Source organism: Pseudomonas turukhanskensis (assembly GCF_027922365.1).
In the GTDB taxonomy this organism is placed as follows: domain Bacteria; phylum Pseudomonadota; class Gammaproteobacteria; order Pseudomonadales; family Pseudomonadaceae; genus Aquipseudomonas; species Aquipseudomonas turukhanskensis.
Genome location: NZ_BSFN01000015.1, coordinates 84614 through 96615 on the forward strand (window position 1 = coordinate 84614; position 12002 = coordinate 96615).

General features: G+C 62.2%; 10 protein-coding genes. 9 read left to right on the forward strand and 1 reads right to left on the reverse strand.

Annotation, left to right across the window (positions count from 1 at the left end):
• Window positions 1–123: 123 nt before the first annotated feature.
• Genes PKE98_RS20275 through PKE98_RS20285 form a run of 3 tightly spaced genes read left to right on the forward strand, consistent with a single transcriptional unit; the run spans window position 124 to window position 2590 of the window.
• The gene (locus PKE98_RS20275; RefSeq protein ID WP_271197205.1) at window positions 124–1149 is read left to right on the forward strand and encodes an aminoglycoside phosphotransferase family protein; all 1026 of its coding nucleotides are present in this window, start codon (window positions 124–126) and stop codon (window positions 1147–1149) included.
• Window positions 1146–1817 carry an N-acetylmuramate alpha-1-phosphate uridylyltransferase MurU gene (murU, locus tag PKE98_RS20280; RefSeq protein ID WP_271197207.1) on the forward strand — a complete coding sequence of 224 codons (672 nt, stop codon included), beginning with the start codon at window positions 1146–1148 and terminating at the stop codon, window positions 1815–1817. Before PKE98_RS20275 ends, murU begins: the two co-directional genes overlap by 4 nt.
• Window positions 1817–2590, forward strand: coding sequence for a TerB family tellurite resistance protein (locus PKE98_RS20285; protein WP_271197208.1), 774 nt, complete (start codon window positions 1817–1819; stop codon window positions 2588–2590). The genes murU and PKE98_RS20285 overlap by 1 nt, the downstream gene beginning before the upstream one ends.
• Window positions 2591–2833: 243 nt before the next feature.
• Here the strand turns inward: PKE98_RS20285 and PKE98_RS20290 are convergent, their stop codons facing one another.
• Complete coding sequence (locus PKE98_RS20290) at window positions 2834–3895, reverse strand: alpha/beta hydrolase family protein (RefSeq protein ID WP_271197209.1); 1062 nt, start codon at window positions 3893–3895, stop codon at window positions 2834–2836.
• A 111-nt stretch (window positions 3896–4006) separates the two neighbouring features.
• Between PKE98_RS20290 and PKE98_RS20295 the strand changes: the two genes are divergently transcribed.
• From PKE98_RS20295 to PKE98_RS20320, 6 genes are all read left to right on the forward strand, one after another.
• The gene (locus PKE98_RS20295; RefSeq protein WP_271197210.1) at window positions 4007–6394 is read left to right on the forward strand and encodes a PAS domain-containing sensor histidine kinase; all 2388 of its coding nucleotides are present in this window, start codon (window positions 4007–4009) and stop codon (window positions 6392–6394) included.
• Window positions 6395–6409: 15 nt separating this feature from the next.
• Complete coding sequence (locus PKE98_RS20300; RefSeq protein WP_271197211.1) at window positions 6410–7039, forward strand: response regulator; 630 nt, start codon at window positions 6410–6412, stop codon at window positions 7037–7039.
• A gap of 376 nt (window positions 7040–7415) precedes the next feature.
• Window positions 7416–8528 carry an ABC transporter ATP-binding protein gene (locus PKE98_RS20305; protein WP_271197212.1) on the forward strand — a complete coding sequence of 371 codons (1113 nt, stop codon included), beginning with the start codon at window positions 7416–7418 and terminating at the stop codon, window positions 8526–8528.
• 56 nt (window positions 8529–8584) lie between these two features.
• Window positions 8585–9616, forward strand: a complete 1032-nt coding sequence (locus tag PKE98_RS20310) for an ABC transporter substrate-binding protein (protein ID WP_271197213.1) — start codon at window positions 8585–8587, stop codon at window positions 9614–9616.
• 145 nt (window positions 9617–9761) lie between these two features.
• Complete coding sequence (locus PKE98_RS20315) at window positions 9762–10994, forward strand: ABC transporter permease (RefSeq protein ID WP_271197214.1); 1233 nt, start codon at window positions 9762–9764, stop codon at window positions 10992–10994.
• Between the two features lie 15 nt (window positions 10995–11009).
• Entirely contained in the window at window positions 11010–11840 is an 831-nt protein-coding gene (locus PKE98_RS20320) for an ABC transporter permease (protein ID WP_271197215.1), read from the forward strand.
• Window positions 11841–12002: the final 162 nt, after the last annotated feature.

Here is a 12002-nt window from a genome sequence, read left to right on the forward strand (position 1 = left end):
GTAGTCCGGGCTTCCTGCGCGCCATCGGCCCGCTAGGACCGCACGCCTCTCGATGGGCTGAAAAAGATGCTGGATAATAAAGCATGACCCGCACAACGGCTAGGGCCGTCGGAGACCCTTGTAATGCTTGATGAAGATGTACGCCTGCAACAGCTGTCCGTGTGGCTCGATGAGCAACTGCCGGCCCTTTTTAGCGCTCGTGGTTGGGGCTCGGTTCCCCCCGCAACCCTTACTGCTGCTAGCAGCGACGCCAGTTTTCGACGTTATTTTCGCTGGCAGGGCGAGGGCCGAACGCTGATCGTGATGGACGCCCCACCGCCTCAGGAAGACTGCCGACCGTTCGTAAAAGTGGCCGGTTTGCTGGCGAGCGCAAAAATAAATGTGCCGGAAATTTTGGCCGAAGATCTCGAACGTGGCTTTTTGCTGCTGCCGGACCTGGGTCGCCAAACCTACCTTGACGTCATAAATGAGGAGAATGCCGACGCGTTGTTCGCCGATGCGTTGCACGCGTTGTTGGCATTTCAGCAGTTGCCGCATCACACCCCATTGCCCGATTACGACGTGGCGCTGCTGGACCGCGAGCTGCAGTTGTTCCGCGACTGGTATGTACGCCATGAACTGGGGTTGGCATTTACCGACGCCCAGCAAGCCGCTTGGCAACGGATCTGCACCGTGCTGATCGACAGCGCGCTGGCTCAGCCCAAGGTGCTGGTGCATCGCGACTACATGCCGCGCAACCTGATGCTGAGCGAGCCGAACCCCGGCGTGCTGGATTTTCAGGATGCCGTCTACGGTCCGGTTACCTACGACATCACCAGCCTGTACAAAGACGCCTTTCTCAGTTGGCCCGAGCCGCGTGTGCGTGCCTGGCTGAGCGATTACTGGCAGCAGGCCGCTGCCCTGGGCATTGCGGTGCAGCCGGACTTCGAAGACTTCCTGCAGGCTAGCGATCTGATGGGGGTGCAGCGTCACCTTAAAATCATCGGCATCTTCGCCCGCATCTGTCACCGCGATGGCAAGCCCAAGTACCTGGGCGATGTTCCGCGTTTCTTCTCCTATATAGAGACCGTGCTGGCCCGTCGGCCAGAGCTGGCCGAACTCGGTGAGCTGTTCGCCAGCCTCGGCCACACCAAGGCGGTTTCGCGATGAAGGCGATGATTCTGGCGGCAGGCAAAGGCGAGCGCATGCGCCCGCTGACCCTGCACACGCCCAAACCCTTGATCGCGGTGGCAGGCGTACCCTTGATCGAATACCACCTGCGCGCGTTGGCGGCGGCCGGTTTTCGCGAGGTGGTCATCAACCACGCCTGGCTGGGCCAACAAATCGAAGACCACCTGGGCGACGGCGCGCAGTTTGGTCTGCGCATCGTCTACTCGCCCGAGGGTGAACCGCTGGAAACCGGCGGCGGCATTTTTCGGGCACTGCCGTTGCTGGGTGACGAGGCGTTTGTGGTGGTCAATGGTGATGTCTGGACCGACTACGATTTTCATGCCATCCCCAGGCAGCTAAACGGCCTGGCCCATCTGATCATGATCGACAACCCGGCCCACCACCCGGCCGGCGATTTTGTCCTGGAGAACGGTGTGCTCAGTGACGCAAAACCAGGTGCTGCCACCTTGACCTACAGCGGTATCGCCGTGCTGGCACCGGCGCTTTTCACCGGCTGCCAACCGGGCGCCTTCAAGCTGGCGCCGCTGCTGCGCGAGGCGATGGCAGCCGGCAAGGTCACTGGCGAGCACCATCGTGGCCATTGGGTGGATGTTGGCACCCATGAGCGCCTGCAAGAAGTCGAACAGCTGCTCGCGGTGGCTGGCTGATGCTCTGGCCTGCGACCGTTGTAGGCGCCACCGCCGGCTTGGCGCTGGCCAGTATCCCGGGCGCTTTGCTGGGCATTCTGCTCGGTCAGGTGGTTGATCGGCGCATGGCCCTGGAAAGCTGGGCTGACCTGCGTGGACGCTTGAAAGGCGCTCGGCCGGCCGGTGTTAGCGATCAGGACCTGCTCTTTGTGCTGCTCGGCCGTCTGGCCAAGAGTGACGGTCAGGTGCTGGAAGTGCATATCCAGCAGGCGCGGGCCGAGATGCAGCGCCTGCAATTGACCGACGGCGAGCAGCGCCGCGCCATCGAGGCGTTTACCCGGGGCAAGAATGGCCAGGATGGTTTGCGCGTGCCGCTGCGCCGGTTGCGCAGCCAGGCCGCCGTGGCGGACGAGGTGCTGCGCGCTTGCTGGCGCATGGCCTGGGCCGATGGCCGCGCCACCAGCACCGAGCGCGAGTTGATCGTGTTGTGGGGCAAATGGCTGGGCAGAGGGCACGATACGGTGGCGGCGCTGGGGGCGGAATTCGAACCGCGCAAAACCACCAGCGTGAGCAGTACGGTCAGCTACGAACAGGCGCTACGGGTATTGAATGTTGCCCATGGTAGCGACGTGCAAGCCATCAAGAATGCCTACCGGCGTCTGCTGAGCCGCCATCATCCGGACAAGCTGGTGGGCGCTGGCGCCAGCGCGGCCAAGGTGCGCGAAGCCACCGAGAAAACCCGCGAGTTGCACAGTGCTTATGCGGTGGTGCGCGAGCAGCGCGGGTTTAGGTAGGGCTGCCTTGCGACCCCTGTTCTCAATTAAAACCACCGTCATTCCCGCGCAGGCGACGTTCTCCTGCTCGATTCTGGATCCCCGCCTGCGCGGGGATGACGGAGTTGAGCGGGCGAACACCGTCGTCCCAGCGCAGGCTGGGACCCAGAGTTTCGGAGCGAGCGGAGGATGCTTGGGCGATTCTGGATTCCAGCCTGCGCTGGAATGACGGTGGGGGACGCATACCTACCCAAACTACAAGAATCAGATCCCAGGCGACGTCGGCTCCGGCGGCGGTGGCGGCTCTGGCGCTTCTACCGGCGTCGGCTGATCGGGCTGCGCTGCGCCCGACTGCAGATGCTGACTCAACCACCCCTTCACCCGCCGATACAACTGCTCCTGCTCAGTCCCCCGGTCGCCCGGCAGCGACGCCATGGCCACCTGAATATAGGCTGGATGTTTCTGCCGCTTGCTGGCTTCCTTGCGCAATTTGGCGGCATCGCGGTCCAGCGGTTGATCGCCGTAGTAGAAGTCGCCGGTCGCCAGCTTCAGCTCCGGCACCAAATCCTCCAGCACGGGGCTGAAGCCCACTGGTTTTTCTGCGGCCACCAGAATCAGATTGCTCACCTGCTTGGGCTTGTTGTCGGCCAGATAACGCGCGGCCCAGTAGCCGCCACTGCCGTGGCCGAGCAGCACGATGGCCTTGGCTTTTTTCTCTTGGGCAAAGGCAATGGCTGCGCCGATTCGCGCACTGACGCGGGTGGAGTGGGTGCTGCGTTGTTCATCGCTAATGCCGCTGGGCGGCGGGGTGGTGTCGGCCGGTACGGCGGCGTTTTCGGGCGTGGTGGCCGGGGCTGGCTCGGCGGGTGCGTCGGCTTTCTTCTCTTCACCCGCGGCCGGCGCCACCTCCTCAATGGGCCGTAACGGCGGCTCATCACCCTGCGGGTCGGGCAGGCTCAGGCTCAAGGTATTCCAGCCAGCGTCCGGCAGTTTTTCCCGCAGGGGCGCCATGGCCAGCGGCCAGTCGGCGGTCTCGCCGTCGCCGGGGATCAGAATGATCACGCCATAGGCGTCACCGACATTGGCCAACTTCCACAGGGCGAGAAATTCTTCGTCACCGGCCGTGAGCTTTTGCTGTTCTTTTTCCGGCACCCGCTTGGCCAGGGCCGTGGCGTCATCCACGCTGCGCTCGGCCAGCGGCGCGCGCTCAACTACCGCAGCAGGGGCGTCGCCTTCCTTGGCTGGCGCCGGCTCATCAGCGGCCTGCACTGCGCCGCACAGCAGCAGAGACAACGCAGCAACATACGGACGAAGCGAGCGGGGCATCGGGTGAGTCCTTGGCGATGGCAATGGGTGCAGCCTAATCGGCTGTCGGCTATTTGTCAGGCGTGGAGTAAGGTAGGCCGCTTTCCACCCCTTCGCCGAGGTTTGCTGGGGATGATTCGTTACTTCCTGGGCGCCTGTTTACTGCTGATCGCGCTGCAGCCAGGTGCGGCTTTCAGTGAAGCGCCCCCGCCAACAGTGGCACTGAGCGCCGAGCAACGCGATTGGCTGGCCGCGCATAGGCAATTGCGTGTGGGCGTGGTGCTGCAAGCGCCCTATGCGCAAATGGATCGCCGGGTGCAGAAGCTCTCCGGCGCCCATATCGACCTGATGAAAGCCCTGGCCAGCGCCTTGAATGTGGAGCTGCTGTGGCAGACCTACCCGGACCAGGCCGCCCTCGAAGCCGCCGCCCAGGCCCGCCTGTTCGACCTCGCGCCAGGGCAGATGCAAACCCCGGCGGGCCTGCGCCAGTGGTTGTTTTCCGACCCTTATATGCGCGTGCCGCAGTTAGTGGTCGGCGCACGGGTTGGCGGCGCAGCAGTGGATTTCGAGCAGTTGGGTAGCAGCGACCCGGTGGCCGTGCGCACCCCCAGTGCGGTGGCCGATTACCTGCGCACGTCCTATTCCAATCTCAATCTGCACGGCGTCGACAGCGAGCGCCAGGCGTTGCAGAACCTGCTCGCCCAGCAAGTGAAATACGTGGTGATCGATGAGGCTCAGCTCAGTCGCTTATCTGGCGAAGCCGAGTTCGGCGAGCTGGCGGTGGTGGGGGATATTGGCTTTCCGCAACTATTGCGGGTGGCCTCGCGGCGCGATTGGCCAGAGTTGTCCGGTCTGATCGACAAGGCCCTGGCCGGCCTCTCGCCCAAGCAACTGGATGAGCTGCATAACCGTTGGGTGCAGATCAAATACCCGCGTTTAAGCGAGTCGCCGGGCTTTTGGCAAAACCTCACCAGCCTGTTTGCTGTCTTGCTGCTGGCGGCCGTCGCCTGCCTGTTCTGGCTGCGCCGCCAGGTGCGCAACCTGGAACGCGCATTGCTGCAAGCTCGCCACGCGCTGGAGCTGCGCGAGGCGGCCGAGGAAGCGCTGCGCCTGACCCAGTTTTCCATCGACCAGAGCACGGTCGGCATCCTGTGGGTCAACTGGGACAGCCACGTGCGCTACGCCAATCGCGCGGCGGAACAGATGCTCGGTTACCCGGCCGGCGGCGTGGTGGAAAGGCCGCTGGCGGCCTTTGATCCCAACCTGCATATGGACCGTTGGCTGGCCCTGTGGAAACGGGCGCGCGGCAGTGATGGCGAACCGCTGAGTTTTGAAAGCACCTTGCTGCGCTTTGATGCCAGCACCTTGCCGGCCGATGTGTCGTTGAGTTTTCTGCGCTTTCGCCAGGCCGAGTACCTGGTGGTGTACATCACCGATGTCACCGAACGCCGCCGGGCACTAGCTGCCTTGCAGGAAAGCCAGGCGCGTTTGCAGGGCATTGCCGCCAATGTGCCGGGCATGGTGTTTCGTCTGGAGCGGCCGCATGCCGGCGCCGAGGTCGACTTCGCGTTTATCAGCGACGGTAGCGAAGGCATGGTCGGTTATCCCGCCGCCGTGTTGCAGGCGCCGGATCGTGGCCTGCGCAGCCTGGTGTACAGCGAAGACAAAGCCAGCTACCACGGCAGCCAGGACCTGGCGTTTGCCAACGACCGTGACTGGCATTGGCAAGGCCGCATCCTTACCAAGAGTGGCGAGCAGCGGTGGGCCGACATCAAGGCCATGGCCCGGCGCCTGGACGACAACTCGGTGGTGTGGGACGGCATTGCCTGGGACATCACCGACAACAAACGCATTGAGCTGGAGCTGGCCGATTCCCGCGCCCAGCTGCGCGAGCTGTCAGCGCACCTGGAAAGCGTGCGCGAAGAAGAAAAAGCCCGTATTGCCCGCGAAGTGCACGACGAACTGGGCCAGGTGCTTACCGTGCTGAAGCTGGAAACCTCCATGTGCGAGCTGGCCTATGCCGAGCTCGACCCTGGCTTGCAAGACCGCTTGAACAGCATGAAGCGGTTGATCGCCAACCTGTTCCAGTTGGTGCGTGATGTGGCAACCGCGTTGCGCCCGCCGATTCTGGATGCCGGCATCGCCTCGGCCATCGAATGGCAAGCCCAGCGCTTCGAAGCACGTACACAAATTCCGTGCATCGTGCAGGTGCCGGACAACCTGCCGGCGCTGGCGGATGCCAAGGCCATTGGCTTGTTTCGCATTCTGCAGGAGGCGTTGACCAACGTGATGCGCCACGCTCAGGCGCATACTGTGGCCCTGCGTCTGGCGCTGGACGGCGACGACCTGTGCCTGACGGTGGTCGATGATGGCATCGGCTTTATCGCGCAGCCGGGCCGCACTGCGTCGTTCGGTCTGGTGGGCATGCGTGAGCGCGTGCTGATGCTGGGCGGTACGCTGCGCCTGGAAAGCCAGGTGGGCGAGGGCACCACCCTGACTGTGCATATTCCGTTAGCTTGAGTAGGAGCGTTTGCCGTGATTCGTGTACTGGTCGCCGAAGACCACACCATTGTCCGTGAGGGCATCAAACAGCTGATTGGCCTGGCCAAAGACCTGTGCGTGGTTGGCGAGGCGAGCAATGGTGAGCAGTTGCTGGAAACCCTGCGCCAGACTGAATGCGAAGTGGTGCTGCTGGATATCTCCATGCCTGGGGTAAACGGCCTGGAGTCAATTCCACGTATTCGCGCGCTGACCAACCCGCCGGCGATACTGGTGTTGTCGATGCACGACGAAGCGCAGATGGCAGCCCGTGCACTGAAGGCCGGCGCCGCCGGCTACGCCACCAAGGATAGCGATCCGGCACTGTTGCTGACCGCCATTCGCCGGGTGGCGTCGGGCGGGCGGTACATCGACCCGGAGCTGGCTGATCGCATGGTGTTCGAAGTTGGGCTTACCGATTCGCAGCCGCTGCATACGCGGCTCTCGGAACGCGAATTTTCGGTGTTCGAGCGACTGGTGCAGGGCGCCAACGTCAACGACATTGCTCAGCAGTTGGCGTTGAGCAACAAGACCATCAGCACCCATAAAGCGCGGTTGATGCAGAAGTTGAATGCCAGCTCGGTGGCGGAGTTGGTGAAGTACGCCATGGAGCACAAGTTGGTGTGATGAGTGACGCCGGGTAGGTTGGGTTGCGCGCAGCGAAGCCAACGATGCGCCACCATCAGCCCTCCGCCGAACCCCAGCAGAACGACCGCGTCGCCCGCCGTACTGTTTGGCTGCAGTGTGAGGGCTACCTTTTGCGTATCGTTGGGCTTCGCCTTTGGCTCAACCCAACCTACGGCTTGTCTATTTACGACTTCGTTCGCCCGCTCTGCCCCGCACCCCTGTGCTCGGCAATACCCAATCACGCCACCGGGGTAGGGCAATCCCTACCCTCAGTCTTCCGCTCTGCTTATAGCAATCTCTCATAGCCCCCGATTTGCGCTGCCTTCAGGTCCCTCTAGCCTTAAGGCACGACGTACAAAATCAAAAGGGTGGGGTCATGGGCGAGTCGCAAGTCAACGATGTGCTGGTCAGCTTTCGTGGCGTTCAGAAGAGCTACGACGGCGAGAACCTCATCGTCAAAGACCTCAACCTGGATATCCGCAAAGGCGAATTCCTCACCCTGCTGGGGCCGTCCGGCTCGGGTAAAACCACGAGCCTGATGATGCTCGCCGGCTTCGAAACGCCCACCAGTGGCGAGATTCTGCTGGCCGGCCGCTCCATCAATAACGTGCCGCCGCACAAACGCGACATTGGCATGGTGTTCCAGAACTACGCGCTGTTCCCGCATATGACTGTGGCCGAAAACCTGGCGTTTCCGTTGACCGTGCGCGGCATGAACAAGACCGATGTCAGCGAGCGGGTAAAACGCGCGCTGTCGATGGTACAGCTCGATACCTTCCGCAATCGCTACCCCGGCCAGCTGTCTGGCGGTCAGCAGCAGCGGGTGGCCCTGGCCCGTGCACTGGTGTTCGAGCCACAGCTGGTACTGATGGACGAACCGTTGGGCGCGCTGGATAAACAGCTGCGTGAACACATGCAGATGGAGATCAAGCACCTGCACCAACGCCTGGGCGTGACCGTGGTGTACGTGACCCACGACCAGGGCGAAGCCTTGACCATGTCCGACCGCGTGGCCGTGTTCCATCAAGGCGAAATTCAGCAGATTGCCCCGCCGCGCGAACTGTATGAAGAGCCGAAGAACACCTTCGTCGCCAACTTCATCGGCGAGAACAACCGCCTCAATGGCCGCCTGGTCAGCACCGACGGCGACCGCTGCGTGGTAGAGCTGGCGCGTGGCGAAAAGGTCAATGCGCTGGCAGTCAATGTCGGTCAGGCCGGCGAGCCCGTAACCCTGTCGGTACGCCCCGAGCGCGTACTGCTCAACAGCGCCAGCGACAGCTGCAGCAACCGTTTCTCCGGCCGTGTGGCCGAATTTATCTACCTGGGCGACCACGTGCGTGTGCGCCTGGAGGTGTGTGGCAAGGCCGACTTCTACGTCAAACAACCTATCGCCGATCTCGATCCGGCATTGGCGGTGGGCGACGTCGTACCCCTCGGCTGGCAAGTGGAGCACGTCAGAGCACTCGATCCGCTCTTGGAAAGTGCCTGACCGTTTTGAAGTTCGCAGTAAACGCGTCATTCAACTCAGCACTGTGGAGAACAACAATGAAACAAGCACTGAAACTCGTCACCGTGGCACTTGGGCTGGCGATTGCCGCTCAGTCCATGGCGGCCGATCTGACCGTTATCTCGTTCGGGGGAGCGAACAAGGCAGCCCAGGTCAAAGCGTTCTATCAGCCGTGGGAAGCCGCAGGCAAAGGCAAGATCGTGGCTGGCGAATACAACGGTGAAATGGCCAAGGTCAAAGCCATGGTCGACACCAACAGCGTGTCGTGGGACCTGGTGGAAGTAGAGTCGCCGGAACTGTCGCGCGGTTGCGATGAAGACATGTTCGAAACCCTCGACCCAGCCCTGTTCGGCAACAAGGCCGACTACGTGCCGGGCGCCATCCAGAGCTGCGGCGTGGGCTTCTTCGTGTGGTCCACCGTATTGGCCTACAACGCCGACAAGCTGAAAACCGCACCCACCAGCTGGGCCGATTTCTGGGACACCACCAAGTTCCCGGGTAAACGTGGCCTGCGCAAAGGCGCCAAGTACACCCTGGAATTCGCCCTGATGGCCGACGGCGTGGCGCCCAAAGACGTCTACAAAGTGCTGGCCAGCAAAGACGGCCAGAACCGCGCGTTCAAAAAACTCGACGAGCTGAAACCGAACATTCAGTGGTGGGAAGCCGGCGCACAACCGCCGCAGTACCTCGCCTCCGGTGACGTGGTGATGAGCTCGGCCTACAACGGCCGTATCGCTGCCGTGCAGAAAGAAAGCAACCTGAAAGTGGTATGGACCGGCGGCATCTACGACTTCGACGCCTGGGCCATTCCAAAGGGTGCGAAAAACGCCGAGGAAGCCAAGAAGTTCATCGCCTACTCGGTTCAACCTGAGCAGCAGAAGATCTACTCGGAAAACATCGCGTACGGCCCGGCCAACTCCAAAGCCGTTGCACTGCTGGACAAAGGCATCCTGAAAGACATGCCGACCACCCCGGAAAACATCGCTGATCAAGTGCAGATCGACGTGACGTTCTGGGCTGATAACGGCGAGCAGTTGGAGCAACGCTTCAACTCCTGGGCAGCCAAGTAATTAGCGTGTAACCCCACCGTAGGAGCGAGCTTGCTCGCGAAGAACCTGAGAGCGCCGCGTCAGACCGGCATTTCGTTGACGATCTTCGCGAGCTTGCTCGCTCCTGCAAGGGACCGAGATTCATCTTTTAGATCCGGAGTTTTCCATGGCCGTCGCCATTCCCGAAGCCACCTTGAAACAACGCCTGGCGCGTGCCGAGCGGGTCAACCGCCTCAAGGCACAAGCGCTGATCGCGCCGCTGGTGCTGTTTCTGCTGCTGGTGTTTCTGGTGCCGATCGTGGCGCTGCTGTACAAAAGCGTCGCCAACCCGGAAGTGGTCAATGGTTTGCCGCGTACCGTGGTGGCTGTCGCCGAGTGGGATGGCAAAGGCCTGCCTGCAGAGCCTGTGTACAAGGCCATCAGCGAAGACCTGGGCGAAGCCCGCAAGAATCAAGTCTTGGGCGACCTGTCCAAGCGTCTGAATATGGAGTCGGCCGGCTACCGCAGCCTGCTGATGAAAACCGCCAAAGCGCTGCCATTCGCCGAAACCCCGGCCTCTTATAAAGAGGCGCTGGAAGGGCTGGATGAGCGTTGGGGCGACCCCGCTTACTGGCAAGTGATCCGCCGCAACACCAGCAGCGTGACGCCGTATTACCTGCTGGCCGCTGTGGACCACCGCATCGACGACGTCGGCGAAGTGGCACCCGCCACCCCGGACCAGGCCATCTATCTGGATATCTTTGCCCGCACCTTCTGGATGGGCCTGGTGATTACCGCCATCTGCCTGGTGCTGGCGTATCCGCTGGCCTACCTGCTGGCCAACCTGCCGTCGCGCCAGAGCAACCTGTTGATGATTCTGGTACTGCTGCCGTTCTGGACCTCGATCTTGGTGCGCGTGGCGGCCTGGATCGTGTTGCTGCAATCGGGCGGCCTGATCAACAGCGCGTTGATGGCCATGGGGGTTATCGATAAGCCGCTGGAGTTGGTGTTCAACCGCTCCGGGGTGTACATCGCCATGGTCCATATCATGCTGCCGTTCATGATTCTGCCGATCTACAGCGTGATGAAGGGCATCTCCCCTACTTATATGCGGGCGGCGATTTCGCTGGGCTGCCATCCGTTCGCCAGTTTCTGGCGGGTGTATTTCCCGCAGACCCTGGCCGGTGTCGGCGCCGGTTGCCTGCTGGTGTTCATTCTTGCCATTGGCTACTACATCACCCCGGCGCTACTGGGCAGCCCGACCGATCAGATGGTCAGCTACTTCGTCGCCTTCTACACCAACACCAGCATCAACTGGGGCATGGCTACGGCCCTGGGCGGCCTGCTGCTGTTCGCTACCCTGGCCCTCTACGTGGTTTACAGCTGGCTGGTGGGCGCAAGCCGCCTGCGCCTGAGCTGATAAGGAGAACATTCGATGCAAAGCCCTTATATGTCTCCGATTGAACGCGTGTGGTACTACGCCCTGCGCGGTCTGTGCGCGCTGGTGCTGCTGTTTCTGATTCTGCCGGTGCTGGTGATCGTGCCGTTGTCGTTCAACTCCGGCAGTTTTCTGGTGTACCCGCTGCAAGGTTTTTCGCTGCACTGGTACCAGGACTTCTTCGCCTCGGCCGACTGGATGCGCTCGCTGAAAAACAGCCTGATCGTTGCCCCGGCCGCCACCATACTGGCCATGGTGTTCGGCACGCTGGCGGCCATCGGCCTGACCCGCGGTGAATTCCGTGGCAAGGCGCTGGTGATGAGCCTGGTGATTTCGCCGATGGTGGTGCCGGTGGTGATTGTTGGCGTGGCCAGCTACCTGTTTTTCGCGCCGCTGGGGCTGGGCAACAGTTACCTGTCGCTGATCGTGGTGCATGCGGTACTGGGTGTGCCGTTTGTAATCATCACCGTGTCGGCCACCTTGCAGGGCTTTAACTACAACCTGGTGCGGGCAGCAGCCAGCCTGGGGGCATCACCCATTACCGCGTTTCGCCGGGTGACCTTGCCACTGATTGCGCCGGGCGTAATCTCCGGGGCGCTGTTTGCCTTTGCCACCTCGTTCGATGAAGTGGTGGTCACGCTGTTCCTCGCCGGGCCGGGACAAGCGACATTGCCGCGGCAGATGTTCAGCGGCATTCGCGAAAACCTCAGCCCGACCATTGCGGCGGCGGCGACCTTGTTGATCGGTTTCTCCATCGTGCTGCTGCTGACGCTGGAGTGGCTGCGTGGGCGCAGTGAGAAGTTGCGCACCTCCTCAAGCGAAAGCTGAGCCCACGATGCGTTTGATCTGCTTTTGATTGCTGCGGTCGAGAGCTCTGGGGCTAGAGCCAGGCAAGGCGAGATTGCGCGGACCGCGCGGACCGTACTCCAGTACGTGAGCGCGGGCCGCGCAATCTCAACGCCGCATGGCCGACGCCCAGGAGGTCGGTTG